Here is a 22,731-nt window from a genome sequence, read left to right on the forward strand (position 1 = left end):
CCCGCTGCTGCCAGCGGTCGCCCGTTACGCGGCTGCTGTGCCAAACCTCGGCCCCGGCGCCCTGGTGCGCCGTTTTGGCCTGGGCCGCCGGCACGCCGCGCAGTTGCTGGAAGTGTTGCGCGCACAACGTGTGTGCATGGGCCTAGCGTGGCGAGGCGTGTACCGCGTCAACCCGCATGCCTGGGCCGCGCTGTGGGATGGTCGGTCATGAGCGACCGTTACGGTAACGCCTGCGACCCGCTGGCCGAGATCAGCACGCTGCCCGAAGTGCTCGATACCCTGCGCCGCCGCCTGACCAGCATCGAGTGCAGCAGCGACACCCTGCAGGTGCATCTGGCCAGTGAACGCGCACAAGGCGTGGTCGAGGCGCTGGAAGTGCTCAAGGTGCTCAAGCCGGCGGAGATTGAAAGCCTGTACCTGTTATTTGAAAACACCGCGCAGGCGCGGGTACAGGCGCTGCTGCTGTGATCGGGGAAGGGATTCACGAAGACGCGCTGCAGCACCTGGTGCAACAGAACGCCGTGCGGGAGTTTGTCGTGGGCCGCGATGCCAGCCGCACCAAGTGGACGTTTTCGGTGCGCCTCGGCGGGCCGCACGCCCGGCTGATCCCGGTGCGCTCACGGCGCGAAGTGATCCGCACATGGGCCAGCCTCACGGCAGTGGGACGTTTTGCTGATGGTTTGGGCGTGCGAGGCTTTGCGGTCGAGCTTTGAGCGTTACCCGTCACGCAGGCACAAAAAAGCCCCGCAAGGTAAGGGGCTTGGTTTTGTTGATGCGGTCTACTTCCCGGCCTTTGCTTCCTTTAGCAAGGCGAATCCCTGACGCAGCACATCGACCATGCTCATTTTGTGCATGGCCGCGAACATCTTTAAGTCCTGCTTGAATTGGGCGTCAACCTTGAAGTTGGCCGTTACCAAGTCACCCGGGCCTGCTTGTTTGGTGTGCCCTGGCTCGGTCGCCATAGGCGCGGCCGGTGCGGTGCCTTTGGTAGATTTGTGGCGCGGGGGTTTAGGTGCTTCGACTGCCATGTTGGTGGTTCCTTTAATTCGTCAATTCGTCAATTCGTTATTAGGATGATAGCTTAGCGGCACGCTGAATGATTGCGGAAATTAGCCGTTCAGCCTGAGCGCGCAGCCCTTTGTGCGATACCTCGATCACAGATAGGCCAATGTCCATGGCGCGGCTATAGCTGACCTTCTGCGCCAAGTAGCCGTCCAGAACGTGATAGGGCTTCTGGCTCAAATAGTCCTGAGCCTCTTCTAGTTCGGCCTGGCTATCGCCGACGTGGTTCAGAGCGAAGGCAATGCGCTCGACGGGGATGCCGTGCTTGTAGTGCAGCGCATCGGCCAGCTCAACGGCGGGGTCGAGGTCGTCAACCGACAGGCCGGTCGGGATGACCAGAAGGTCGCAGACCTCGGCCATAGTCGCGGTTGCTTTGCTGGCCAGCGGCGCACCGTCAAAGATCATCACATCGTAATCATCGGCCCGAGCCACGGCGTGCGCGATAGAACCGAACTGTTCGACCGATACTTCAGGCTGATGATTGCGCTGCAGGCGGCGCTGATGCCAGCGTGTGCTGGTGGATTGGTTAAGGTCGAAGTCGGCGAGTTTTACCACCCACCCGTTTTGTGCGTACCCGACAGCGGTGCCGCGTGCGCAGGTGGATTTGCCAGGGCCACCCTTCTGAGTTGCGAAGCCAATTCGTAGTGCCACGGTGAGAATTCCTTTTGTGCGTTAATTCGTTAATTCGTTAATGCAAGGCGAGTATAAGCCTCCTCGGGCAGAGGATCAATAAATTAACGAATTAACGAATTAACGAATTTTGGCTAGACGTAAAGGTTTTGCCGGGAGGGTGTGCCGCCGGCCGAAGCGGGGGAGGTGCGGACGGTGCGAGAGTGCTCGGTTAGGGTGCGGCTGCGGCGCTGGGAGCGCGGACGATTAAAGTCGCTATCGACCTCAAGGGAAGCAATCACGCATAGCATCAGGCACAGTGCCTGAGGAACGAGAACGCCCAAGGTAAAGCCGCGCGTGATCATATGCGCTTTGTTCTTGGCGCCCAGCTTGCTTAGGATATTGCGCTCCACCAAGCGCATGCCGGTGTCATCCATTTTTAGTTCCTGGGCAATCACTGGCGTTGGGAAGCCTTCGGCGGTTTTCACCAAGACGAACAGTTCACTGTCCGTCAGGTTCTGGCCGGGATAACCAATCACTTCGTCGCCGTGAATCTGGACGCAGGCATTCATTGAAACGCTTCCTTGCGATAGGGGAGGGGTGATTAGTGGCTGGCCAGCTCAATGTCTAGCGCGTCAACGTGACGGCGTAGCAGGCCTAGGGTGTTGGCCAAAGCTTCCATGTGGTCAACGGTGACATGGCCTTGGTCGATGCAGTAGAGGGCCATCAGCTGCATGCTCTGAGCGAGCGACGATACTTCTTTGAGTGCTACGCATTGGCGCCGTTGAATACTCAGGCGGCCCGCTTGCTCCGAGGGTGGGTGACTGTGGAGGTTGGTAACTTCGCTGCCTTGCTGCATGGAATGACGTTCCTGTTCTGGTTTGCGTGCAATGTTACACATAAAGTGTAAATCCGAACAATAAAAAAGCCCTTGGTTAAGGGCTAAATTACTATCGGTCGTGGGCTATGCGCGCCACCCGACCAACCACATCGACACCTTTGAATTCCTCGGCCGAAAGGTTCTGGTCGGCGTACTGCGAGTTATCGGCGGCGGTAATGGTATAGCTGCCGTTCATTTCAGGGCGGATGGTTCGAATCCAGATATGTTCTTGCACCACAATGCCAAACAGGTCAGCGCCGCGTACGGTTTTCTGTTCCAGGTCGAGCAGCACCTCGGCGCCTTCATTGATGATGCCTTGCATGCTCTTATCGATCTGCCGGATTGACAGTAGTTTGTTTCGGTTTAAGCCCCTACTGCTTAGGTATTCCAGGCTGTAGGCAGTTGAATCTGTAACTTGCGTCAGTGTGAGCAGGCCGTTCTTTGTTGCAATGTTGGCGGGGTTTGCCGTGACATAGTTGGACGTCACCGCGTTTAGGCTGTCGTTGTCGGTAAAGCCCTGAATCCATGCAGCGGGCTTACCGAACATTTGACCGAGGTGAATAATTTGTTCAGGCCCCGGCATGCGCAAACCCAGCTCCCAGTTGGAATACCGGGAGGTAGACATTTCTTTGCCGGCAATCACGGAAAGACGCTTGGCGGTTTCGTCCATCGTCCAACCGTGACTAGTGCGACACTGCTTAATCCGTTTGGCGACGGTCGCTTGTAATTCGGACATGCAAAATTTCCCAATGGTCGCCGTGAGGTTTCACGGCCTTGGCAATATATGAATATTATCTCTAGTCCGTAGAAATATACACATTAAGTGTACATGACGGGAAAAAAAGCTTGAAGAATAGGGTGCTCTCGAAATAGACTTACACGAATCGTGTAAATGAGTGTCTTAGCGTGGAATTTAACCGATGGATCGAAACCGTTGGCAATAGTCCGCGACCTGGGAAGGTCAGCGGCAAGGGGGTTCATGTCGTGGCGGCACTGCTTGGCGAAAGTCCGAGGGCCGTCTACTCCTGGTACCGCCAAGAGCGAATCCCCTCGTTCTCGGCCGGCGTTAACATCATCTTGAAATCCAAGGGTGATGTGGATTGGAACGGTATCTATGCGCCGTTCGCTCGCAAGCTGTTCAAACCTGGCGACGACCATGCCGTCGCTTAACCTCCCTTCCAACTTCTCCGCGTTGCCAGTCGTGCTTAAGGTAGAGCAACGTTTCGGCATGCCTGGCTTCGCGCGCCTGATCAAGTTGCTGGAGCTCTTCGCGTCCAGCCCCTCCCGCAATACCGGCGTTGTTGCAATGCCCGTCAGCGACTGGTTAGACGCATTGCAGGTCGACCCGCAAGACCTCGGCTTTCTGCTGGATTATCTGGCCAAAGCCGAGTGGCTGACTCTAGAGCAAGGCGAGGAACCGGGTTCGCCGTTATGCGTAACGCTAGTCGACTTCACCATGTTTTTGCCGCCGCTGGAGCTGCCAAAAGTCGCCGATCAGTGGCGCTGCTGGTTTGAAGTCGAGCTGAGCATGCCACCGCTGCTAGGGAAAGACCCGTACACCCAAGATTTGTTCCGTCGATGGTGCGCTTCCAACGTCACCATCGAAGAAATGGAGCTGGCCATAGAGCTAGCCCGCAAGGCGAGCACGGCGCCCAGCCCGCCCGCTTTGCATGATTTTTTGAAGACTGTGCGCAATACCAAAATTGAACGTGCCCGCCGCTGACGGTAGGCCGAGGGGATTACCTTGTTATTGATTGCACTTTCTGGCGGCACAGACGCCGAGCGTATCGCGATTGCTGATCGACTGATTGAGTCGGGCAAAGAATCACTTGCTGCCTTTGCTGTGATGACGCCGGGGGTTAACCGTCCGCTGCGCCGCTCAATGATCCTACGCGACGTCTTGGACACGGCCCAAGACAAGACCACTAAAAACCCGGCCGGCGGCCTAGTGATCGTTCATTGCCTGACCGAAGAAGAAGCGCGAGTGGTGCGCGCTCAAGGCGGCGTGATCTGGCATGTCTATGGCACGCCTTCTGATCAGGTCGTCAATCGCCAAGGAGACTTTAACGTGACCGCTAAGGGCGACAGTTTTCGCCATGTCCTGGCACCGCTCGACGCCTTGTCGGAGCTGATGTTGCCGCGCCTTCGTGCTGTCGCTCCGCTGTGCGCGGGCGCGATTGACTCCCTGGCTCTCGCGTAAGGCGGCGCAGTCATGGCCAGACGTAAGGTCGACAACTTAGATGCTGCCCTTGAGCTTTGGGCGCGCTGGAGTTGCGCGGATCAGTCCGTATCGGCCGGTCGCTCGATGCTGGCCAAGCTGATCGACAACAAAGGCGAGCTGTTTTTTGGTGGAAGTGTCGGCGGCGGGCCGGCGGCGGATGGCATCGAGTGCGCTATCGAGGCGGCGGTGCTGTCACTGTTCGCCGCTGACCCACTGAATGCCGATGTGTTGCGCATGGAATACAACGCCGCCTGGTGGCTTGTCGCCGCACGCCGAGAGATTGAGCAATACGACCCGCGCGGAGCGGATCAATACAACAAGGCCCACGCGCTGGGCATCAGCCTGCGGACATATGAGCGGCGATTGAAAGCGGCGCGAACCTTCACCGAAACCAAACTGAGGTTGAACAAATGACCCCCGAAGCCCTGGCCAAGGTCGAGGCCTATTTCGGCCCGTACACCGGACAAGCCGAATTCAAGCCGGCTCTTGAGCTGATCGAACACACCAAAGAGCTGCGCGCGTTCGTACTGGTGGTGGCGAACTTCCACGCCATGCCGGGGCCGACCCCCGAGAAGACCGCCGAGTATTTTCAGGTGGTCGCCCGAGCCCTGGAACTGCGCAACAAGATCCAATCCGCTAATTGACGAAATAACGAATTAACGAATGAGTTCGCGCGCAGTCCGTCCCTGCTGTGTGCCCGTCAACTGGATGGGTAGGGGAGCCCTGCGCCTGATCCGCGACCGGGCCACCTAATCACACGGGCCTGGTCGCCTTACCCAAGGAGCCAGGCCAATGCCTCAAACCGATACAGCCACTGTTAGCGTTGCGCTGTCAGACGCCGCGATCAAGCGTCACGCGGCAGACCCCACCGTCAAACAATTGCGTGATACGCGCCGCCCTGTTGTCTTTCGTTACCACGCTGCCCGCGCTTCGGGCAGTTGGTACGTCGTCACTTACCACAAGGGCAAGCCCAACCCGTACAGCAAGATTGCCAACTGGCCCGCTCTGAGCGCTTCTGACTTTATGGAGGCGCTGCCGAAGATCCTGCAGAAGCTCGCCATTGATCCGGCGGCGGCGGTCGCTCTCGATGGTTGGCAGACCGTTGGCGAGCTTTTGAGCTGGTATCTGGAGCGCAATACGCGCGACCGAAACAAATCGACCAAGCGCAAAGACGCTATTCGTTCCGTGATCAAGTGCCACCTACGACCGCGCTTGGCGGGGGAGCGGCTGACGGACATGAGCCAGTCGCGTCTGGATGAAAAGTTGATCTGGCCGCTGCAGGAAGACTATTCGCTGGCCTATGTTCGACAGGTGTTCGGTGTGCTTATGGGCGCCTTAAAGCAAGCCAGCAAACTGAAATTGATCAGCGTCAACCCACTTGCTGACCTTTCATTCCCTGACTTTATCGAAGCCCGAATCGAGGCAAAGCCCGGGGCTATTCGCCCGTCTCAGGTGCGGGATGTGTTGGCCCATCTGATCAGTCTCAAAACCGAATGGCCGGCGTCCGTGGCTCTGGCGGTGATGATGCTAGCCCATGGCACGCGCATCGGCGAAACCCGTTTGGCCAAGTGGAAAAACATCAACCTTGAAGAGGGGGAGTGGTTCATTCCGGCGACCGATGCCAAGACCCGCAAAGAGTTGATTGTCCCGTTAACCGATCAGCTCTGCACCTTCCTGCGCCTTTATCGTGACCAGCAAAAAGCCACTAACTATGACGGGGCGTTCTTGTTCCCCGCGCGTAATGGTCAGTCCATCACCCCGAAACAAGCCGACGATTTATTCAAGCCATTGGGAGCGGGTGAGTGGACTAGTCACGACCTGAGGAAGGTGGCGCGCACCTGTTGGGCAGACCTTGGCGTTGAACATCAAGTCGGTGAATTTCTGCTGAACCACCAGTTGCCGGGTATCAGTGCCACCTATATCCACACCACCTTGAAGAAGCAGAAGCGTGCCGCTCTGGAATGCTGGCATGCCTGGCTGGACGCCCGTGGCTTTGCCCAATTGACCGGCTTTCACGCCGAGACAGAAGCGAGACAGGCCGAAACAGCGCAAGGGCTGGACGCCTTGAACCGTAAGGCTTGCAGCGCAGCTTAACCATTCATTCCTAAGGAGGAAGTTATTCCCATGAGCAGCCCTAAACCGAACATGACCCTTGAGCTGTGGCACGACCAATGGCGCGAGACTTTCCGCCCGGAATACTTCGTCGATGTGGCCCGGATTCTGGACACGGAAATCAACAGCCCGGAGGTTCGGGAGTGGATCGAGGCCAGCCCAATGCGACCGGAGCAATACATCCAGTTGCGTCATTTACTGATGGTGTTGAGGAAGTCGAAAGTCGTTCAGCCGCGCCGCCTTACCTGGTGGGAGCGAATCACCGGGAGGCTTGATCATGACTAACCCTGATGTTTTGGAGATTGTTTCAGAGCGTGCAGATTTTGAGGCGGCACTCGCTGCCTACCAATTAAGGCATGGCTTTGAAGAGGCATCATTCCAGCGAAATGCTAGCGGGCAATATTTGTTAGGGCCGGTTGAGGCTGCTTGGATGGTGTGGTGCTTAGCAAGGGGGGTGATGTTGTGACGGGTAACGCCAAACGACAGCAGCGCCGTCGGGATCGACTGAAAGAGCAGGACATTAAAGAGGTGACGGCCAAGCTCGGGCCGGTTGAGCGGGCCATGCTCGATGAGTCCCGGGCGATTCGCGGCGGGGTCGATGGCCCCTATGAAATTGAAGAGTACATAGCTGCCCTGGTGCGTGAGGACGCGGCCAGGCTCAAGGGGCAGATAGCCGAGGCGCAGCGTTACCCGTGCAAGCAGTGCGGCAAAACCCTGCCAGTGGGCTGTGGTGGTGCCTTTAAGGGGGAGCTGGCTTGCCTGCATACCCCGACCGCGTGGAAGTTGCAGATACCTACAGCGATAGTGTGACGGGTAACGCTAAAGCAGGTTGATCAGTGCGCCGGTTTTACACAAATCGTGTATTTATCAACTTAGCGTGTTGACAAGCGTGGCGGTTTTCCCTATCGTTTGCTCCATCGTGGTGATGTTGCGGCCACGGTGGCACTGCACAGTCATTCCCTTAGCCCCCGGCCCTTACAGGTCGGGGGTTTTTTTATGCCCGCTCCCAGCGCCGGGAGGTTATCGAGATGCGAAAAATGCCTGATAAAGATCCCTCCTTTTGGGTGCTGGTGTTGCTGGCCCTGAAAGAGAACGGCCTGGCTATGGCTATCGCGTTTGTTCTGGCCTGGCTGCGGATTCAATACGACGCCAAAGAGGCCAGCGTCTGGCGGAAGCTGCTAGAGGCTTCGATTGGTTCGGTCATTGTGATGGTGGTCGGCCTTACCGTTAAAGAGTTCGGTTTTAGCATCGGCTGGGCGTTCGCCACGTCCGGGTTTGTCGGCATCCTTGGCGTTGAGCAGCTTCGGCAGCTCGGCAAGCGCTGGGCGGAACGTAAGGTGGATTCGCTATGAGTACGCCGCGCGGCATCCGTAACAACAACCCCGGGAACATCGACTACAACCCGCGTAATCAGTGGCAAGGCCAGCTCAAGCCTGATCCCAAGATCGAGGCGCGCTTTGCTCGTTTTGATACGCCTGAAAACGGCATTCGTGCCCTGGGCAAGTTGTTGATCAACTATCGCGGCAAAGACGGCATGCCGGGCGTTGGTGGGCCTGGCATTGACACTATTGTCGAGACGATCAATCGCTGGGCTCCCAGCATTGAGAACAATACCGGCGCTTACGTCCAGGCAGTGGCCAGGGCTGTCGGTGTTGCGCCTGATCAAGTGATCAACATTCGCAACCCTCTGACCTTGCGGGCAGTGGTGGTCGAAATCATCCGGCATGAGAACGGTGGAAACCCGTATTCAGCCACTGTGATTGATGAGGGTGTGCGGAGGGCTTTGCTATGAATGGTTTCGTCCTGGCAGGCGGTCTAGGTGCTGCCTTGATCGTCTCTTGCTCCCTTTGGTTCGCCGATCACGTCATGCAGGCGAATGTGCGATATGCCGAGGCTAACGAGGGTTTGGCAGCGCAGCGCGACGGCTTGCTCGATGCGTTGCGCGACATGAGCGACGTGCGTACGGCGCTGAGCAATATCGAGCGCAACACCCGCACTATAAATTCCACCCTGGACGGCCAGACCGCCCAGCTCAATCGCAACTTGGCCGAGCTGAAACGCACCGATGAAAAGACCAACGCTTATCTGGCTGAGCTTGTCCCTGTTGCTCTCGGCCTGCGGTACGCCCGCCCCGAAACAAACGACCCAGTTGCTTACCGGGCCGGCGCTGTCGTGCAGCCTGGTGCCGTGTCGCCTGCCGGGTCGGCCACCACTGGTGGCCAATGAGGATTGGACGCGCGCGCTCGATGAAACCGAGGACGCGCTAACCAGTTGCGCCACGCAGGTACTTGACTGCATCCAGAAGCAAGGAGCTGTAACCCATGCCGCCAAAGGCCAAGCGCCCGTGTCGACAGCCGATGTGTCCGGGCAAGACTCTGGACGTTAGCGGCTTCTGCGATAAGCACATTAATCTGGCAGTTGGCTGGAGTAAGCCGGATCGCGGTACCGCTGAACAGCGCGGCTATGGCTGGGAATGGCGCAAGAAGCGCGCGGTAGTGCTGGAGCGTGACCGACACATGTGTCAGTGCGAAAACTGCAAAGGTCGGCGCCTTCCAGCGTCAGAAGTTGACCACATAACACCTAAATACATGGGTGGAAGTGATGAATTATCGAATCTGATGGCCATAAACAGCGTTTGCCATCAGCTCAAGACGCAAAAGGAATCGGCCGCCGCTCGGCGGTAATTTTCCGCGCGTAAAAAATCAAAGAAATTTGCAAAAAATCAATAAAATTCGTTGATTTTCTGGAAAATTCCTGAAATTTCTTTGAAAAAAATAAAATAATTTTTGCTTTTTCTGAAAAATTTTGCTCTGAAAAGGGGGGGCGGGGTAAATCTCTGGAGCTTTGCCCCCTCTCCACCGCTCGCCCAGCCGTTTACACGCGACCGCGAAATTAAAAAATTCGTACTTTGGAAAAATTAGGGGGTCACCTGTGGGCCGTCATGCAAAACCGACCGCCTTGAAGGTGGTTCAGGGCAACCCGGGAAAACGAAAACTCAACAAGAACGCGCCTTCGCCCGATGCTTTGACGCAGGTGCCTGAGCCGCCGGAATGGTTCGGTGAAATCGCCATGAACATCTGGCGGCAGGTAGCGCCCTGGCTGGTTGAAGCCAAGATCCTGACCGGCACCGACCTGCACAATCTGGAGGCGTTTTGCATGGCCTACCAGCGATGGCGGGAGGCGCAAGACGACATCACCAAAAACGGGATCATCGTCATGGGGGCCAAGCAGGAAATTAAAAACCCGGCTTGCACCGTGTCCAACGAAACCCTGCGGCAGATGGCCGCCTACGGTGGCGCGCTAGGGCTTGATCCTGCGGCCCGGGCTCGACTCAAGCCCGGCGGCAATCAGAAACCAGACAACCCCTTTACCGCGTTGCGGGGAGGCAAAGCCGGATAACGACCCTCTATGGCCAGTTCACCAAACGTCAACGCGGCGAACAAATACGCCCGCGACGTGGTGGCGGGCAAGGTTGAAGCGTGCAAGTGGGTGCGGGCGGCCTGCCGCCGTCACTTGGGCGACCTGGAGAAGTCCAAGAAAAAGGCCTATCGCTGGAAGTTCGACAAGGCCCAAGCCGAGCGTGTCTGTGTCTTTATTCAGTTGCTCCCGCATACCAAAGGCAAGTGGGCCGGTAAGCGACAACTGATCACCCTGGAGCCGTGGCAGAAATTTATCTTCTGCTGCATTTTCGGTTGGCGTGCCAAGAGAAGCGGCTTGCGGCGCTTTCGTGAGGTCTATTGCGAGATCCCCCGCAAGAACGGAAAAAGCGTGATCGCCGCCGGCCTGGGCTTGTTCATGTTCACCATGGACGGCGAGTTTGGCGCCGAGGTGTATTGCGGGGCGACCACCGAGGATCAGGCGTTAGAGGTGTTCCGTCCGGCGCGGCTGATGCTTAAGAACACGCCCCAGTTGGTCGAAGAGTGCGGCGTCGAGCTGATGGTGATGAACCTGTCTATCCCCGAGGATGGCAGCCGCTTTGAGCCGCTGATTGGCGACCCGGGCGACGGCAGTTCACCGAGCTGCGCGATTGTCGATGAGTACCACGAACATGCGTCGTCGGCGCTGTACGACACCATGATCACCGGCATGGGCGCCCGCGAACATCCGCTGATGTTTGTGATCACCACGGCCGGCTATAACCTGGCTGGCCCTTGCTATGTGCAGCGCGGCCAGGTGAAAGACATGCTGCTGCACGCCTTAGGCGAAGGCGGGATCGAGAACGAAGAGCTGTTCGGCATCATCTACACCATTGATGAGGGCGACGACTGGCAAGACCCGAAGGTGCTGCGCAAGGCCAACCCGAATTTCGGGGTGTCGGTCGATGACGAATATCTGTTGCGCATGCAGGCCAACGCGAAGCGTTACCCGTCACAGCTAAACACATTCAAAACCAAGCATTTGAATGTGTGGGTTAGCTCGCGCTCGGCGTGGCTGAACATGTCGGACTGGGCCGCCTGTGGAAACCCGGAATTAACCTTGGAGCAATTCCGGGGGAAAAAATGCTGGGTCGGTGTCGACCTGGCCAGTAAATCGGACATTACTGCCGTGGCCCTGGTGTTCAAGGATAAGGATGAGCGCGGCCGGGATGTATGGACGGTGTTCTGCCGCTCCTATCTGCCGGAGGGTGCGATAGAGCGCGCCGTTACGTTTAAGGAGGCTTACGAAACCTGGGTGATCAATGGCGAACTGTTGACCACTGACGGCGAAGAAACCGACTTTGATGTAATCCGCGATGACATCAAAGACCTGGCCAAGATGTTCGACATACAGGAAATCGCCTACGACAAGTGGCGGGCCACGCAACTGGCGCACCAACTGCAAGAGGATGGCGCGGAAGTGGTCGAGGTCGGCGGGGGCATTCAAACGATGAACATGCCGATGCGCGAAGTGGAAGCGGCCCTGGTGTCGCGGCGCTTCAACCACCCGGAGAACTCGGTGCTGTCGTGGATGGCGGGCAACGTGACGGCCAAGGAATACCGGGGTTGTTTGACCCCGATGAAAGAAGACGAAGGCAAAGGCAACCTGCGCAAGATCGACGGCATGGTCGCCGTGCTGATGGCCATGAGCCGCGCAATGCTGGCCGATCAGGTCGAGGGAAGCTTACTCGACAACCTTACCGACGACGACATTCTGGCGATGTAACCCTATGAAAAAATACCTTCCCGATTTGCTCGGGGCGGCAGGCTATTGCCTGTTGGTGGCTGGGCTGTATGTCCAGTTCGGCCCCGGTGTGGCACTGATTGCCGGCGGCGTGTTGCTGATGGCAGGCGCTTGGCTGTGGGGGCGGTCGTGATCTTTTCCGGCCGTCACGAACGGCGAAGCATGGAAAACCCAGCAGTGTCTCTGAGCAGTCAGGAGCTGGGCGAGTTGCTGAGTGGGGGCAATGGCATACACGTCAGCCCCGAGACGGCGCAGAAGCTAACAGCGGTCTACGCCTGTATCTATGTACTGTCCAGCACCTTGGCCCAGTTGCCGATCAACGTGCTGCGCAAGGTCGACGGCAATATCATGCCCGGCACCGATCACCCGGCGCACTACCTGCTGCACGACGAGCCGAATCAGTGGCAAACGTCGTACAAGTGGCGGGAAACCAAGCAGGCGCACACGCTGGGCTGGGGCAACGGTTACAGCCGCCTGGTGCGCGGTCGTCGCGGCGAGTTGCAAGGCATTGAGTTATGTCAGCCGCAATGCACGCAACTGGTCAAAAACGCCGGTCGCTGGATCTACGCGACCCAGGATGACGACAGCAAGCCGCTGGCGGTAGCGCCCGAAGACATGATCCATGTTCGGGCCATTGGGTCGAATGGTAAGGAGGGCATCAGCCCGATTCGACAGAATGCCGAAACCATCGGCCTCGGCCTGGCCGCCGTGCGTTACGGCAAAGAGTTTTTCGAAGGGGGCGGCCGGCCTACCGGGATCATCACCCTTAAGAGCGGCAATGTTAAAGAAGACGGTTGGGAGCGTCTGAAAAAGGCTTGGGCTAACGCGGCCAGCAAGTTGCGCCAGTCGGAAAACAAGACGCTCTTGCTGCCGGCGGATCTGGATTACAAGGCGCTGACCATTGCCCCCGAGGATGCTCAGTTTCTGGAGACGCGCAAGCTGACCCGGAGCGAAATCGCGGGCATGTTCAATGTTCCGGCCCACATGATCAACGACTTGGAAAAGGCCACCTTTTCCAACATCAGCGAGCAGGCCATTCAGTTCGTGCGGCACTCCATCATGCCGTGGATTGTGAACTGGGAGCAGGAGATTAACCGCAAGGTGTTCACCCGCGCCGAGCGCCTGGCTGGCTACTACGTCAAGTTCAACCTGGCCGGTTTGCTGCGCGGCACGCCGACCGAGCGCGCCGAGTTTTACAGCCGCGCGATTCTCGATGGCTGGATGACCCGCAACGAAGTACGGGTTTTTGAAGACATGAACCCAATCGTTGGCCTCGATTCGATGCTGATCAACGTCAATGCCCGTCTTCTCGGTGCAGATGGCTTGCCGTTACCCGTCACGAAACAGGAATAACCCCATGAGTGAAATTGAAAAACGCATGCTGCCCGCGCAGCAGTGCGAGCTTCGCGCTGTCCAGCTGCCTGATGGTCAGGCCGGCGCACCGAAGATCGTCGGTTATGCGGCGGTGTTCAATACGCGCAGCGACTTGTTGGGCGGGTTCTTTGTAGAGCTGATCGCCCCTGGCGCGTTTGACGAGGTGCTAACGCAGGACACACGCGGCCTGTTCAACCACGACCCCAACTATCTGTTGGGCCGCACCACCAGCGGCACGCTGCGCCTGAGCGTCGACGCGCGCGGCCTGGCCTACGAAATCGACACACCGGACACCCTGACCATTCGTGACCTAGTGGTCGCGCCGATTGCCCGTGGCGATATGTCCGGCAGTAGCTTCGCCATGCGCGTGGCGCCGGGGGGCGATACCTGGCACGAAGAAGACGGCGTGGTCATTCGCACCATCTACAAGGTCGCCGAGCTGCGCGACGTCGGGCCAGTATCTTTTCCGGCCTACCCCGATTCAAGCGCTGCACAGCGCTCGCTGGACGCCTGGAAGCAGGCACAAAACGAAGGCCTTGAAGCCCGTGGCGAATTCGACCGCGACGCCCGCGAGCGCCTGTTGAACCTGATCGACCTTTAACCCTGGGGAACTGTATGACTCTGAAAGAACTGAAAGCGCTGTACACCGCTAAGTCGGCGGAAATGCGCAGCCTGCACGAAAGCACCAAAGACGCCGATTGGACCGGCGAGACGCGTAGCAAGTGGGAAGCCATGCGCACCGAGCTGGCCGGTATCAAGGAAAAGATCGAGCGCGAAGAAGAGTTGCGCGATAACGATCAGAGCTTTGTGGAAGAGCGTGCGCGCCGCGAAAACCGCAACGACCGCACCCCGGCGGATGATCTGCAAGGGCCGGACGCCGAGCAGCGCAGTGCGTTTTCCTCCTTTCTGCGTCATGGCGTCGACCAGCTGACACCGGAACAGCGCTCGATGGTCATGCAAATGCGTGCCCAGGGCACAACCGGCCCCGAAGCGGGCGGCTACACCGTGCCGACCACGTTGCAAACCCGAGTGGTCGAGGCGTTGCGCGCCTTCGGCGGCATTGCTTCGGTGGCCCAGCTGCTGGCCACCGATAACGGTGCGCCGATTGCCTGGGTGATCGGCAATGGCGAAGACGAAGAGGGCGAGCTGATTGGCGAGAACGTAGCCGCCGCCGAAGGTGACGTGACCTTTGGTATGGGCACCTTGGGTTCCTACACCATCAGCTCCAAGATTATCCGCGTCTCGGAACAGCTGCTGGCCGACTCAGGTGTGGATATTGAAGGCTTCTTGGCTGGCCGTATCGGCAGCCGTCAAGGCCGTACCCGGGCGCGCTTGTTGGTTAAAGGCACGGGTGCTGCAGCTAACGGTGCTACCCCGGAACAGCCGCGCGGTCTAGAAGTGTCGACGTCTGTTGGTAAAGTGACGGCGGCGGCCACCAAGCTCACCTGGCAGGAAATCAACGCACTGATTCACTCGATTGACCCAGCCTACCGTGGGGCTCCGCAATTTCGCCTGGCGTTCAACGATTCGACGTTGCAGACCATTGAAGAAATGGTCGATGGCAACAACCGCCCGCTATGGCTGCCAGGTATCGATGCTGAGCGCCCTGCGACCATTCTAAAACAGCAATACGTGATCGATCAGGCGATTGCGGATATCGGTGCTGGTAACAAGTTCATGTATGCCGGTGACTTCAATCAGCTGATTTTGCGCGAAGTTCGCGGCATGACCCTGAAACGTCTGGTCGAGCGCTTTGCCGAGTACGGACAAGTGGGCTTCCTTGCTTTCACACGTTTCGGCGTGGTGCTGCAAGACACCGCCGCCATCAAGGCGCTGCAAGGCAAGCCGGCCGCCTAATACGGAGCGGGGTCGCGCAAGCGGCCCCTGTGCGCTGATGCTGGATCTTTCCTTGATCAAGGAGCATTTGCGCCTTGATGACGATCATACCGGCGAAGATACCTTGCTGCAGGCCTACGGGCGTGCTGCCTGGAAGCTGGCTCAGAACAAAACCGGGCGCCTGTTTATTGAGGCGACCGAGTTGCCGGAAGGTGCTGCCGAAAATGCCCTGGTGCTGGATGACGACGTGCGTTTGGCCATGCTGTTGTTGGTTGCGCACTGGTACGAGCATCGAGAGGCCGCCAGTGAGGTGGCTGGAATGAAGGTGCTGCCGCTGGCCGTGGATGCTCTGTTGGGGCCTTACCGTTGGTTCACGTTATGAATGAACCGGCCATTGGCGAGCTGGATACACGGGTCACGCTGCGGCATCGGGACGACCAGCCAAACATGGCCAATGCTGATCTGGAGTCGAGCTTTCCCATCCAGAAACAGACGTGGGCCAAGCTAGAACCAGTCGGCAGTGCGCTGTACTCGGGCAGTGTCCAGGCTGACAGCATCCTGACCCATCGAATCACCATTCGTTACCGTAACGGCATCACCCGAGATTGGGAGGTGGTGGTGGGGGAAGGCGAGAGCGCCACGGTTTACCGGGTTCGGCGTAGCTCGCACCTCAACGGCAAGCGTCGCTTTACGGTGCTGGAGGTAGAAGAGTTATGACAGAGCCACGTCTATCGGCCTACTTGCACTTTGAAGGGGCTGACTCGTTTTCTCGGCTGGACTTCGACAAGCGGGAGATCCGCAAGGGCTTCAACAAGGTCGGGCGGTTGGTGCAAAAGGAGGCGCGCAAGCTCACGGGCAAGGCCAAGACGCGTACCTCTGAGGACGGTTATCCCGCGCAGCGAACCGGTCAACTTACCAAGTCGATTAAACCGAGGGTCAGTAAGTCGGGGTTCCTGGTGCGGATCATGCCGGACAAGACTGCCGGCATGAAAGCGTACTACCCGGCTTACTTGCACTATGGCGTCAGGAACGGGGCCACGCGCACGCGAGGCCATCGCCGGCAAGAGGATCGCGGGCGCGGCTGGCGGATCGCACCGCGTAAAAACTTCATGGAAGACGCGCTGCAAAAGAGCAATGACCGGATTGTCGCCATCTTGCAGAGTGCTTTTGCCAGCAGTCTTAATTAATAAAAGCCCGCCCTGTGCGGGTTTTTTGTTACGGGTGATTTTATGCAAGTAACGCCCCTGGTCATGCACTTACGAGCGAACTGCCCCAGTTTCACCAATGGTGTTTCCGGCGGAATTGATTGGGAAAGCATCGAGCGCAGTTCAAACCTGAAAGGCCTTGCGGCTTATTTGGTGCTGACTGACGAACACGCCGACCCTTCAGAAGCGCAGAACAAAGTTGTACAGGACGTTAGCGAAGAGTTTGACGTATGCGTGGTGTTCCCGCAGCGCTCTGGCGACGAGCGCGGGTTGGCGGTTGGGGATCTGGTGGACGCCGTGCGCAAAGAGTTGTGTCGCGCTTTGGTGGGGTACTCGCCTGATCCTGACTACGACCCGATTGAGTACACCGGCCGGGAAATGCTGCTCAACAGCCGCGACAAGGCGGTTTACCGGTTCTCGTTTGTGACGGCTTTTCAGTTGGGCCGTAACCGCGCTACTGATCCTGCAGAGACTTGGCAGGAGCGCGAGGCGGATGGCTTGCCGCCGCTGGAGGGGCTAAACATCGATTACGACTTTATCGACCCCTTAAACGATAAAAACCTTTCCAAGAGCGGCCGCCCTGACGGTCGTGTCGAATTTCAAACGCGCGAGGATTTACCCCAGTGACGCGAATCTATGTGAAACCGGCCGATGGCCGGGCCGCTCCTGACCCGGAGAAGGACTACCAGTTGTTGCCCAAGGAGGGCGGGCTAGTGCCGAACAATGCCTACTGGCAGCGGCGGGTGAAGGATGAAGACGTGGTCAAGACCGAAGCGCCGGAAGAAGCATCGGCGGCGGAACTGGTCGTACCCAAGGCCGTTAAGGGGAGTAAGACCTGATGAGCGTGAGCTTTAACAACATCCCCAGTGATATTCGGGTGCCGCTGTTTTATGCCGAGGTTGATAACAGCCAAGCGAACAGCGCCACGTCGAGCATGCCGCGCCTGATCGTGGCTCAGGTGAACGATGATTCAACTGCTGATGAAGTGGGCAAGCTGACGCTGGTGTCTAGCGTCAGCCTGGCGGTCAACATTGGCGGTTCGGGCTCGATGCTTGCGCAGATGTACGACACATGGCGCCGTATCGATCCTGCAGGAGAAGTCTGGTGCCTGCCGGTAAAGGGTGAGGGCGCCAAGGCCAAGGGCACTGTGACCATCGCCGGCGCCGCCACCGAAGCGGGCGTGTTGAATCTGTATGTGGCGGGAGCGCGGGTGCGCGCCGTGGTGGTCAACGGTGCGACACCAACCGAGGTGGCTGCAGCGGTGGTAGCGGCGGTTAACACGGCCGGCCTTCCGGTGGTGGCGACCAATGCAGTGGGTGTCGTGACGCTGACGTGCAAGTGGTCAGGCGAGAGCGGTAATGATATTGCGCTGCAGCTCAACCGCCTCGGTCGCAATAACGGCGAGGCTACACCGGCGGGCTTGACCGTGACGTTGGCAGCTATGGCGCAGGGTGCCGGCTCCCCGGACGTGGCTGAGGCGCTGGCCACGCTGGGCGATGAGCCCTTTGAATTCATCTGTGCGCCGTGGACTGATGCTACGTCCCTCGATGCCTGGAAATCGTTCATGGACGACTCCACCGGGCGCTGGAGCTGGGCCAAGCAACTGTATGGCCATCTGTACACCGCCAAGCGCGGGACGCTTGGGCAACTGGTGGCTTTCGGCGTTACGCGTAACGATCAGCACGCCACCATTCATGGCTTTGAGGTTGGCTGCCCTGATCCGTTTTGGCGTGTGGCAGCGGCCTACGCGGCCCGGACGGCGGTGTTTATTTCCGCTGATCCGGCCCGACCGACCCAGACTGGCGAGATGACCGGGATTACACCGGCCCCGGCCGGTGAGCGTTTCACTCTGACGGAGCGCCAATCACTGCTCACTCATGGTGTCGCTACGGCGTTCTACGGTGGTGGCGCGCAGCGCATCGAGCGCGGGATCACCAGCTATCGGCTTAATGCATTTGGTCAGCCAGATGATTCCTACCTGGACAGCGAGACGTTGCACCAGTCTGCGTATGTGATCAGCTACCTAAAGTCGGTCGTGACCAGCAAATACGGCCGGCACAAGCTGGCCAATGACGGCACGCGCTTTGGTGCAGGGCAGGCCATCGTGACGCCGAACGTGATCCGCGGTGAGCTGAGCGCCGCGTATTACGCGCTGGAGCGCCTGGGCATTGTCGAAAATGCCGAGGCCTTCGACACATACCTGGTGGTCGAGCGTTCTGCCACCAATCCGAATCGGTTGAACGTGCTGTTCCCGCCTGACCTTGTGAATCAGTTGCGGGTTTTTGCGCTGCAGTATCAATTCAGACTGCAGTACGCAGTCTGATTTAACAAACGTCCATAGCCCGCCAAGTGCGGGCTTTTTTGTGGGAGAGCGCAATGGGCAAGAAAGTAGCTGGCACGGCCTACGTCAAGGTTGACGGTGGGCAGGTGACTGTCACTGGCGGCGTTGAATGTCCGCTGAGTGACAAGAAGCGCGAAAGCGTGGCCCCGGGGTTCTTCAAAGAAGAGGACCTGGTGCCGTATGTGAAGGTGACGTTTGTCGACGATCCCGATGTGCCGATCAAGCAAATCATGGCGGCAACCAACTCGACCATTACCGCCGAGCTTGCCAATGGCCGGGTCTACGTCCTGTCGGGCGCCTATGTGGTTGATGAGCCGTCCTCAAAGGGTGATGACGGCACGCTTGAACTTGAATGGCACGGTATTAAAGGAGCATGGCAATGAGTGAATACAAACTGAGTACGCCGATTCAGGCGCACGGTGAAGAAGTCAGCAGCATCACGTTGCGTCGCCCTAGCGTTGCTGAGTGCCGGGCAATCCGCTCGCTGCCCTACGCCATCGGCAAAGATGAAGAAGTTTCGCTGAACCTTGATGCGGCAGCCAAATACATCGCGGTCTGTGGCGCCATCCCGGCACCGTCAGTCAACCAGCTGGACTTGGCTGACCTGAACAGCTTGGCCTGGGAGGTTGTTGGTTTTTTCTTTCCGCCGGCTTCCAAGGCGGCGAAGTCGGGGGAAGTGCCGAGCTAGAGCAACTGGTCGGAACGGTTTACGACCTTGCCTGGTTCTGGAAGGTCGATCCTGAAAGCATGATGAATCGCCCGCTTGACGTGCTGCAAGAGAGTTTGCAGCACGCACAGCGCATCAGTGAAGCCGGCGCTACGGGGTAGACATGGCAGAGAGATTCCAGCTTAAGGCGCTGATTACCGGCGTCGACAGGCTATCGCCTGCGCTTGCGGGCATTCGTCGGAGAGTGGCCGGTTTTCGTAAGCAACTGGATAGTTCAGGCCTGGGCAACATTGGCTTTTCGGACATTGTGCAGGGTGGTGCTTTTGCTGCCCCGTTCATTGCCGGGGTGAACGAAGCGATCAAGTTTGAGTCAGCCATGGCTGACGTGAAGAAGGTGGTTAACTTCGACACGCCGGAGCAGTTCAAACAGATGAGCGAGGACGTGCTCAACCTGTCTGAAGCGCTGCCGATGAGCGCTGAGGGTATCGCTAAGATTGTCGCGGCGGGTGGTCAGGCTTCCATCCCCCGAGCCGAGCTGCAGGCGTTTGCACAAGACGCGGTAAAGATGGGCATTGCCTTCGACCAGACTGCCGACCAGTCGGGCGAGATGATGGCCAAGTGGCGAACCTCGTTCAAGCTGACGCAGCCGGAAGTGGTCGCGTTGGCGGACAAGATCAACTACCTGAGCAACACCGGCCCGGCCAGTGCGCAGCAAATTTCCGACATCGTGACGCGCATCGGACCCTTGGGGGAGATCGCTGGCTTGGCTTCTGGCCAGATTGCGGCAATGGGTGCGACGTTGGCCGGGGTGGGGGTGCCGAGCGAAGTGGCCGCGACGGGCATGAAGAACTTCATGCTGGCCCTGACCAAAGGGGCGTCGGCCACCAAATCGCAACTGCAGGGCTTTAAGGCGCTGCGGATCGATACCAAAAAGCTGGCAGAAGGCATGCAAAAGGACGCGCAGGGCACGATGCTGGATGTGCTCGACCGAATCTCCAAGGTCGATAAAACAAAGCAGGCCGGGTTGCTGACGGAGCTGTTTGGTACTGAGTCGGTGGGTGCCATTGCGCCGATGCTGACCAACCTGGATTTGTTGAAAAGGAATTTCCGAAACGCCGGGGATGAAGCGCAATACACCGGGTCGATGCAGGCTGAATATACGTCACGGTCGGCTACCACAGCGAACGCCATTCAACTGCTTAAAAACCGACTGACCAGTGTCGGGATCACCATTGGCAATATCTTTTTACCGCCTCTCAATGAGGCCATCGCAACGCTTGGGCCAATGATCAGTCAGGTGGGCGATCTGGCAGCGGCCAACCCTTGGCTGGTGAAAGGGTTGCTGGGGGCAGCTATCGGCTTCAGCGTGCTGCGCTTGGCAGTCATGGCGGCGACGGTGGCCACCAAGGTGTTTAGCGCGGTAGTGGGTATGAGTCCCGTGGGCATGCTCGTGCGTGCGATTGCGTTGGCCGCTGGCCTGATGATTGCCAACTGGTCGACCGTGGCCCCGTACTTTGAGGCTATATGGGCGCGGATTGGAGGTCCCCTGACCAGCTTGTGGGAGCTGTTTAAAGGCGTATTTGCTTATACGCCGATGGCAATGATCATTGCCAATTGGGATCCGATTGTGGCGTGGTTCAAGGGGATGTATGAGCGGATCAAGCCTTACCTTGAACCGCTGATGCAGATGGGGGAGTGGGTCGGCGGCAAGCTGGGGATCGTGTCTACGGGTGGGAGTGCTGCGGGTTCGCGGGGGCCGCTGGTTAATTCCGGCGGTTCAGCGATGGCCCCGAGTCCGCTTGTGTCGGCTGGAGGGCCAGCGCCCGGGCGGTCATTGCTTGAGCAAGCCTCAAACAACGCCAAGACGCAGTTGGAGGGTGGCCTGCTAGTGCGCTTCGAGAATGCGCCACAAGGTTTACGGGTTGACCCTGGTACCAGTAATCAGCCAGGACTATCCATCACGCCACGGGTGGGCTACCGCTCGCTGTCAGGGAGTAATCCGCAATGAGTGAATGGCGCGATAGAAGGCAGGGCGCCTCCTTTCGGGGGGTGCCGTTCTGGCTGGACGCCGACAGCGTAAACGTAGGGCGGCGCACGCAAGTGCATGAGTTCCCCCAGCGCGACCAACCCTTTGTCGAAGACCTGGGGCGGCGCACGCGGGAATACAAATTCAGCGGCTTTGTGGTGGGGGATGACTGCCTTTCGCAGCGTGACAAGCTGCTGACGGCGCTGGACACGCCCGGGGCCGGCGAGTTGGTTCACCCGTGGTTTGGGCGCATGACGGTAACGCCTGGTGATTGCGAAGTATCCCATGCTCGTAACGAGCTGGGCATGGTGCGCTTTAGCTTGATGTTTATTGACGGGATGTTGGCCTTTCCGGTGCAGTCGCCTAATACCCGGCGCTTGCTGGCTGAGCAGGCGCCGACTCTGCTGGAGTCAATGAAAGCCCGTTTCAACGCGGCAATGGGCACCGTTGATTTGGCGCGGCAGCGTGTCAACGCTGTACGTTCGGCAGTATCCAGCGCGCATGCCTTTGGTATTGGCTTCCTTAAGCCATTTACCACTTTGGCGGGCGATCTGGATTCGTTTGTGTATTCGATCGTTAACGCCCCGGGGGCGTTCTCGGCCAGCCTGTTGAGTGATATTTCCAGCTTTGAGCGCACGTTCAGCGGCTACGGCGCCGATGGCTCGTTTACGGGCAGCAGCTCCAAGGCTTCGGCGGTGTCGTCTTTGCAGGCATCGGCGCCCGTTACGGATAACGCGGATGTGGCGGTGGTTCAGGCGGCGGTGATCGGACTGGTTCAGGATGCGGCGCTGTTGGATTTGCTGCTGGATATGGCCCAAGTCCCGATAGCGGTCGCCGAAGGTGTCAATGATCCGGCCGACCTCGATGTGCAACTGGCGCAGCAAGGCGCCACGGTTGAGGCGGGTAGCTCGACCGTGACGAATGTGCCGATTGCAGATGACGTTTTAGAGGTGCGGGACGCTATCAGTGGCGCGCTGTGGTCTGTTGCCGGCGACAGCCAGCCAGAACACTTTGGCGTGCTGAGCGGGGCGCGACTTGCCCTTGATCGCCACCTGACCGAAGTGGCGCGCAGTGGAATAGGTTTGCGCGCTTATGTCCCGGCTGAAACCGTTTCTTCGCTGGTTCTGGCCCATGCGTTGTATGGCGATGCGCTGCGCAGTGGCGAGATCGTTTCGCGTAACCGTGTGCGTCACCCGGGCTTTGTGCCGGCGACGGAACTTCAAGTAGCGAAAACCTAA

At 58.6% G+C, this 22,731-nt stretch carries 37 protein-coding genes; 32 read left to right on the plus strand and 5 right to left on the minus strand.

Features of this window, described 5'->3' with window-relative positions; all coding sequences use genetic code 11:
* From QMX84_RS16890 to QMX84_RS16900, 3 genes are all read left to right on the plus strand, one after another.
* The coding region (locus QMX84_RS16890) for a hypothetical protein (RefSeq protein ID WP_282364318.1) at window positions 1-211 on the plus strand (211 nt) is incomplete at its 5' end.
* On the plus strand, window positions 208-468 hold the full coding sequence (locus QMX84_RS16895) for a hypothetical protein (RefSeq protein WP_282364319.1): 261 nt from the start codon (window positions 208-210) through the stop codon (window positions 466-468). The genes QMX84_RS16890 and QMX84_RS16895, both read left to right, overlap by 4 nt.
* Window positions 465-713: a hypothetical protein gene (locus QMX84_RS16900; protein ID WP_282364320.1), complete on the plus strand. Its 249-nt coding sequence runs from the start codon at window positions 465-467 to the stop codon at window positions 711-713. Before QMX84_RS16895 ends, QMX84_RS16900 begins: the two co-directional genes overlap by 4 nt.
* A 66-nt stretch (window positions 714-779) precedes the next feature.
* On the opposite strand, the gene QMX84_RS16905 is transcribed toward QMX84_RS16900, so the two are convergent.
* The 5 genes from QMX84_RS16905 to QMX84_RS16925 form a co-directional block, all read right to left on the minus strand.
* The gene (locus QMX84_RS16905) at window positions 780-1,028 is read right to left on the minus strand and encodes a hypothetical protein (RefSeq protein WP_282364321.1); all 249 of its coding nucleotides are present in this window, start codon (window positions 1,026-1,028) and stop codon (window positions 780-782) included.
* A gap of 40 nt (window positions 1,029-1,068) precedes the next feature.
* The gene (locus QMX84_RS16910) at window positions 1,069-1,713 is read right to left on the minus strand and encodes a ParA family protein (protein WP_282364322.1); all 645 of its coding nucleotides are present in this window, start codon (window positions 1,711-1,713) and stop codon (window positions 1,069-1,071) included.
* A 113-nt stretch (window positions 1,714-1,826) separates the two neighbouring features.
* A complete protein-coding gene (locus QMX84_RS16915) occupies window positions 1,827-2,243 on the minus strand; it encodes a LuxR C-terminal-related transcriptional regulator (protein WP_282364323.1) in 417 nt (138 codons plus the stop codon).
* Window positions 2,244-2,275: 32 nt separating this feature from the next.
* Window positions 2,276-2,572, minus strand: a complete 297-nt coding sequence (locus QMX84_RS16920; RefSeq protein WP_282364324.1) for a hypothetical protein — start codon at window positions 2,570-2,572, stop codon at window positions 2,276-2,278.
* 49 nt (window positions 2,573-2,621) lie between these two features.
* Window positions 2,622-3,287, minus strand: a complete 666-nt coding sequence (locus tag QMX84_RS16925; protein ID WP_282364325.1) for a LexA family transcriptional regulator — start codon at window positions 3,285-3,287, stop codon at window positions 2,622-2,624.
* A 170-nt stretch (window positions 3,288-3,457) separates the two neighbouring features.
* Between QMX84_RS16925 and QMX84_RS16930 the strand changes: the two genes are divergently transcribed.
* From QMX84_RS16930 to QMX84_RS17070, 29 genes are all read left to right on the plus strand, one after another.
* A complete protein-coding gene (locus QMX84_RS16930) occupies window positions 3,458-3,721 on the plus strand; it encodes a hypothetical protein (protein ID WP_282364326.1) in 264 nt (87 codons plus the stop codon).
* Window positions 3,708-4,274 carry a hypothetical protein gene (locus QMX84_RS16935; RefSeq protein ID WP_282364327.1) on the plus strand — a complete coding sequence of 189 codons (567 nt, stop codon included), beginning with the start codon at window positions 3,708-3,710 and terminating at the stop codon, window positions 4,272-4,274. The genes QMX84_RS16930 and QMX84_RS16935 overlap by 14 nt, the downstream gene beginning before the upstream one ends.
* A gap of 21 nt (window positions 4,275-4,295) precedes the next feature.
* Window positions 4,296-4,751, plus strand: coding sequence for a hypothetical protein (locus QMX84_RS16940; protein ID WP_282364328.1), 456 nt, complete (start codon window positions 4,296-4,298; stop codon window positions 4,749-4,751).
* Window positions 4,752-4,763: 12 nt separating this feature from the next.
* Window positions 4,764-5,186, plus strand: a complete 423-nt coding sequence (locus tag QMX84_RS16945) for a hypothetical protein (protein ID WP_282364329.1) — start codon at window positions 4,764-4,766, stop codon at window positions 5,184-5,186.
* Window positions 5,183-5,416 carry a hypothetical protein gene (locus tag QMX84_RS16950; protein WP_282364330.1) on the plus strand — a complete coding sequence of 78 codons (234 nt, stop codon included), beginning with the start codon at window positions 5,183-5,185 and terminating at the stop codon, window positions 5,414-5,416. Before QMX84_RS16945 ends, QMX84_RS16950 begins: the two co-directional genes overlap by 4 nt.
* A 148-nt stretch (window positions 5,417-5,564) precedes the next feature.
* Window positions 5,565-6,866, plus strand: coding sequence for a site-specific integrase (locus tag QMX84_RS16955; RefSeq protein ID WP_282364331.1), 1,302 nt, complete (start codon window positions 5,565-5,567; stop codon window positions 6,864-6,866).
* A 30-nt stretch (window positions 6,867-6,896) separates the two neighbouring features.
* Entirely contained in the window at window positions 6,897-7,169 is a 273-nt protein-coding gene (locus tag QMX84_RS16960; protein WP_282364332.1) for a hypothetical protein, read from the plus strand.
* Window positions 7,162-7,350, plus strand: coding sequence for a hypothetical protein (locus tag QMX84_RS16965; RefSeq protein ID WP_282364333.1), 189 nt, complete (start codon window positions 7,162-7,164; stop codon window positions 7,348-7,350). The genes QMX84_RS16960 and QMX84_RS16965 overlap by 8 nt, the downstream gene beginning before the upstream one ends.
* A complete protein-coding gene (locus tag QMX84_RS16970; protein WP_282364334.1) occupies window positions 7,347-7,694 on the plus strand; it encodes a hypothetical protein in 348 nt (115 codons plus the stop codon). The genes QMX84_RS16965 and QMX84_RS16970 overlap by 4 nt, the downstream gene beginning before the upstream one ends.
* A 227-nt stretch (window positions 7,695-7,921) precedes the next feature.
* Window positions 7,922-8,236: a phage holin, lambda family gene (locus QMX84_RS16975; protein WP_257010263.1), complete on the plus strand. Its 315-nt coding sequence runs from the start codon at window positions 7,922-7,924 to the stop codon at window positions 8,234-8,236.
* On the plus strand, window positions 8,233-8,676 hold the full coding sequence (locus QMX84_RS16980; RefSeq protein WP_282364335.1) for a structural protein P5: 444 nt from the start codon (window positions 8,233-8,235) through the stop codon (window positions 8,674-8,676). The genes QMX84_RS16975 and QMX84_RS16980 overlap by 4 nt, the downstream gene beginning before the upstream one ends.
* Complete coding sequence (locus QMX84_RS16985; RefSeq protein ID WP_282364336.1) at window positions 8,673-9,110, plus strand: hypothetical protein; 438 nt, start codon at window positions 8,673-8,675, stop codon at window positions 9,108-9,110. Before QMX84_RS16980 ends, QMX84_RS16985 begins: the two co-directional genes overlap by 4 nt.
* A gap of 95 nt (window positions 9,111-9,205) precedes the next feature.
* Window positions 9,206-9,568 (plus strand): HNH endonuclease, encoded by a 363-nt coding sequence (locus QMX84_RS16990; RefSeq protein ID WP_282364337.1) that lies wholly within the window; start codon window positions 9,206-9,208, stop codon window positions 9,566-9,568.
* 280 nt (window positions 9,569-9,848) lie between these two features.
* A complete protein-coding gene (locus QMX84_RS16995) occupies window positions 9,849-10,283 on the plus strand; it encodes a phage terminase small subunit P27 family (protein WP_282364369.1) in 435 nt (144 codons plus the stop codon).
* Between the two features lie 9 nt (window positions 10,284-10,292).
* Window positions 10,293-12,026, plus strand: coding sequence for a terminase TerL endonuclease subunit (locus QMX84_RS17000; protein ID WP_282364338.1), 1,734 nt, complete (start codon window positions 10,293-10,295; stop codon window positions 12,024-12,026).
* 4 nt (window positions 12,027-12,030) lie between these two features.
* Window positions 12,031-12,177: a hypothetical protein gene (locus tag QMX84_RS17005; protein ID WP_282364339.1), complete on the plus strand. Its 147-nt coding sequence runs from the start codon at window positions 12,031-12,033 to the stop codon at window positions 12,175-12,177.
* A 29-nt stretch (window positions 12,178-12,206) separates the two neighbouring features.
* On the plus strand, window positions 12,207-13,397 hold the full coding sequence (locus QMX84_RS17010) for a phage portal protein (protein WP_282364340.1): 1,191 nt from the start codon (window positions 12,207-12,209) through the stop codon (window positions 13,395-13,397).
* A 4-nt stretch (window positions 13,398-13,401) separates the two neighbouring features.
* On the plus strand, window positions 13,402-14,019 hold the full coding sequence (locus tag QMX84_RS17015) for an HK97 family phage prohead protease (RefSeq protein ID WP_282364341.1): 618 nt from the start codon (window positions 13,402-13,404) through the stop codon (window positions 14,017-14,019).
* A gap of 14 nt (window positions 14,020-14,033) precedes the next feature.
* The gene (locus tag QMX84_RS17020) at window positions 14,034-15,275 is read left to right on the plus strand and encodes a phage major capsid protein (protein ID WP_282364342.1); all 1,242 of its coding nucleotides are present in this window, start codon (window positions 14,034-14,036) and stop codon (window positions 15,273-15,275) included.
* 37 nt (window positions 15,276-15,312) lie between these two features.
* Window positions 15,313-15,636 (plus strand): head-tail connector protein, encoded by a 324-nt coding sequence (locus tag QMX84_RS17025; RefSeq protein ID WP_282364343.1) that lies wholly within the window; start codon window positions 15,313-15,315, stop codon window positions 15,634-15,636.
* Window positions 15,633-15,971 (plus strand): phage head closure protein, encoded by a 339-nt coding sequence (locus tag QMX84_RS17030; protein WP_282364344.1) that lies wholly within the window; start codon window positions 15,633-15,635, stop codon window positions 15,969-15,971. The genes QMX84_RS17025 and QMX84_RS17030 overlap by 4 nt, the downstream gene beginning before the upstream one ends.
* The gene (locus tag QMX84_RS17035; protein WP_282364345.1) at window positions 15,968-16,441 is read left to right on the plus strand and encodes a hypothetical protein; all 474 of its coding nucleotides are present in this window, start codon (window positions 15,968-15,970) and stop codon (window positions 16,439-16,441) included. Before QMX84_RS17030 ends, QMX84_RS17035 begins: the two co-directional genes overlap by 4 nt.
* Window positions 16,442-16,483: 42 nt before the next feature.
* Window positions 16,484-17,086: a hypothetical protein gene (locus QMX84_RS17040; RefSeq protein WP_282364346.1), complete on the plus strand. Its 603-nt coding sequence runs from the start codon at window positions 16,484-16,486 to the stop codon at window positions 17,084-17,086.
* Window positions 17,083-17,298 (plus strand): DUF2635 domain-containing protein, encoded by a 216-nt coding sequence (locus QMX84_RS17045; protein ID WP_282364347.1) that lies wholly within the window; start codon window positions 17,083-17,085, stop codon window positions 17,296-17,298. Before QMX84_RS17040 ends, QMX84_RS17045 begins: the two co-directional genes overlap by 4 nt.
* Window positions 17,298-18,782 carry a phage tail sheath subtilisin-like domain-containing protein gene (locus QMX84_RS17050; RefSeq protein WP_282364348.1) on the plus strand — a complete coding sequence of 495 codons (1,485 nt, stop codon included), beginning with the start codon at window positions 17,298-17,300 and terminating at the stop codon, window positions 18,780-18,782. The genes QMX84_RS17045 and QMX84_RS17050 overlap by 1 nt, the downstream gene beginning before the upstream one ends.
* Before the next feature lie 53 nt (window positions 18,783-18,835).
* A complete protein-coding gene (locus QMX84_RS17055) occupies window positions 18,836-19,183 on the plus strand; it encodes a phage tail tube protein (protein WP_282364349.1) in 348 nt (115 codons plus the stop codon).
* Entirely contained in the window at window positions 19,180-19,488 is a 309-nt protein-coding gene (locus QMX84_RS17060; RefSeq protein ID WP_282364350.1) for a phage tail assembly protein, read from the plus strand. Before QMX84_RS17055 ends, QMX84_RS17060 begins: the two co-directional genes overlap by 4 nt.
* A gap of 142 nt (window positions 19,489-19,630) precedes the next feature.
* Window positions 19,631-21,475, plus strand: coding sequence for a phage tail tape measure protein (locus tag QMX84_RS17065; RefSeq protein WP_282364351.1), 1,845 nt, complete (start codon window positions 19,631-19,633; stop codon window positions 21,473-21,475).
* Window positions 21,472-22,731 (plus strand): DNA circularization N-terminal domain-containing protein, encoded by a 1,260-nt coding sequence (locus QMX84_RS17070; protein ID WP_282364352.1) that lies wholly within the window; start codon window positions 21,472-21,474, stop codon window positions 22,729-22,731. The genes QMX84_RS17065 and QMX84_RS17070 overlap by 4 nt, the downstream gene beginning before the upstream one ends.

The sequence above is a fragment of the Pseudomonas sp. PS01297 genome (assembly GCF_029959305.1).
Classification (GTDB): Bacteria; Pseudomonadota; Gammaproteobacteria; order Pseudomonadales; family Pseudomonadaceae; genus Aquipseudomonas; species Aquipseudomonas helleri.

Coding starts and splice junctions, on each gene's coding strand:
- QMX84_RS16915 (WP_282364323.1), bottom strand. CDS start 2,243: ATGAATGCCTGCGTCCAGATTCACGGCGACGAAGTGATTGGTTATCCC.
- QMX84_RS16920 (WP_282364324.1), bottom strand. CDS start 2,572: ATGTGTAACATTGCACGCAAACCAGAACAGGAACGTCATTCCATGCAG.
- QMX84_RS16925 (WP_282364325.1), bottom strand. CDS start 3,287: ATGTCCGAATTACAAGCGACCGTCGCCAAACGGATTAAGCAGTGTCGC.
- QMX84_RS16935 (WP_282364327.1), top strand. CDS start 3,708: ATGCCGTCGCTTAACCTCCCTTCCAACTTCTCCGCGTTGCCAGTCGTG.
- QMX84_RS16980 (WP_282364335.1), top strand. CDS start 8,233: ATGAGTACGCCGCGCGGCATCCGTAACAACAACCCCGGGAACATCGAC.
- QMX84_RS16905 (WP_282364321.1), bottom strand. CDS start 1,028: ATGGCAGTCGAAGCACCTAAACCCCCGCGCCACAAATCTACCAAAGGC.
- QMX84_RS16975 (WP_257010263.1), top strand. CDS start 7,922: ATGCCTGATAAAGATCCCTCCTTTTGGGTGCTGGTGTTGCTGGCCCTG.
- QMX84_RS17020 (WP_282364342.1), top strand. CDS start 14,034: ATGACTCTGAAAGAACTGAAAGCGCTGTACACCGCTAAGTCGGCGGAA.
- QMX84_RS16985 (WP_282364336.1), top strand. CDS start 8,673: ATGAATGGTTTCGTCCTGGCAGGCGGTCTAGGTGCTGCCTTGATCGTC.
- QMX84_RS17030 (WP_282364344.1), top strand. CDS start 15,633: ATGAATGAACCGGCCATTGGCGAGCTGGATACACGGGTCACGCTGCGG.
- QMX84_RS16895 (WP_282364319.1), top strand. CDS start 208: ATGAGCGACCGTTACGGTAACGCCTGCGACCCGCTGGCCGAGATCAGC.
- QMX84_RS17070 (WP_282364352.1), top strand. CDS start 21,472: ATGAGTGAATGGCGCGATAGAAGGCAGGGCGCCTCCTTTCGGGGGGTG.
- QMX84_RS16950 (WP_282364330.1), top strand. CDS start 5,183: ATGACCCCCGAAGCCCTGGCCAAGGTCGAGGCCTATTTCGGCCCGTAC.
- QMX84_RS17035 (WP_282364345.1), top strand. CDS start 15,968: ATGACAGAGCCACGTCTATCGGCCTACTTGCACTTTGAAGGGGCTGAC.
- QMX84_RS16955 (WP_282364331.1), top strand. CDS start 5,565: ATGCCTCAAACCGATACAGCCACTGTTAGCGTTGCGCTGTCAGACGCC.
- QMX84_RS16945 (WP_282364329.1), top strand. CDS start 4,764: ATGGCCAGACGTAAGGTCGACAACTTAGATGCTGCCCTTGAGCTTTGG.
- QMX84_RS17010 (WP_282364340.1), top strand. CDS start 12,207: ATGGAAAACCCAGCAGTGTCTCTGAGCAGTCAGGAGCTGGGCGAGTTG.
- QMX84_RS16990 (WP_282364337.1), top strand. CDS start 9,206: ATGCCGCCAAAGGCCAAGCGCCCGTGTCGACAGCCGATGTGTCCGGGC.
- QMX84_RS17065 (WP_282364351.1), top strand. CDS start 19,631: ATGGCAGAGAGATTCCAGCTTAAGGCGCTGATTACCGGCGTCGACAGG.
- QMX84_RS16965 (WP_282364333.1), top strand. CDS start 7,162: ATGACTAACCCTGATGTTTTGGAGATTGTTTCAGAGCGTGCAGATTTT.
- QMX84_RS17060 (WP_282364350.1), top strand. CDS start 19,180: ATGAGTGAATACAAACTGAGTACGCCGATTCAGGCGCACGGTGAAGAA.
- QMX84_RS17015 (WP_282364341.1), top strand. CDS start 13,402: ATGAGTGAAATTGAAAAACGCATGCTGCCCGCGCAGCAGTGCGAGCTT.
- QMX84_RS17050 (WP_282364348.1), top strand. CDS start 17,298: ATGAGCGTGAGCTTTAACAACATCCCCAGTGATATTCGGGTGCCGCTG.
- QMX84_RS17000 (WP_282364338.1), top strand. CDS start 10,293: ATGGCCAGTTCACCAAACGTCAACGCGGCGAACAAATACGCCCGCGAC.
- QMX84_RS16960 (WP_282364332.1), top strand. CDS start 6,897: ATGAGCAGCCCTAAACCGAACATGACCCTTGAGCTGTGGCACGACCAA.
- QMX84_RS17055 (WP_282364349.1), top strand. CDS start 18,836: ATGGGCAAGAAAGTAGCTGGCACGGCCTACGTCAAGGTTGACGGTGGG.
- QMX84_RS17025 (WP_282364343.1), top strand. CDS start 15,313: ATGCTGGATCTTTCCTTGATCAAGGAGCATTTGCGCCTTGATGACGAT.
- QMX84_RS17005 (WP_282364339.1), top strand. CDS start 12,031: ATGAAAAAATACCTTCCCGATTTGCTCGGGGCGGCAGGCTATTGCCTG.
- QMX84_RS17040 (WP_282364346.1), top strand. CDS start 16,484: ATGCAAGTAACGCCCCTGGTCATGCACTTACGAGCGAACTGCCCCAGT.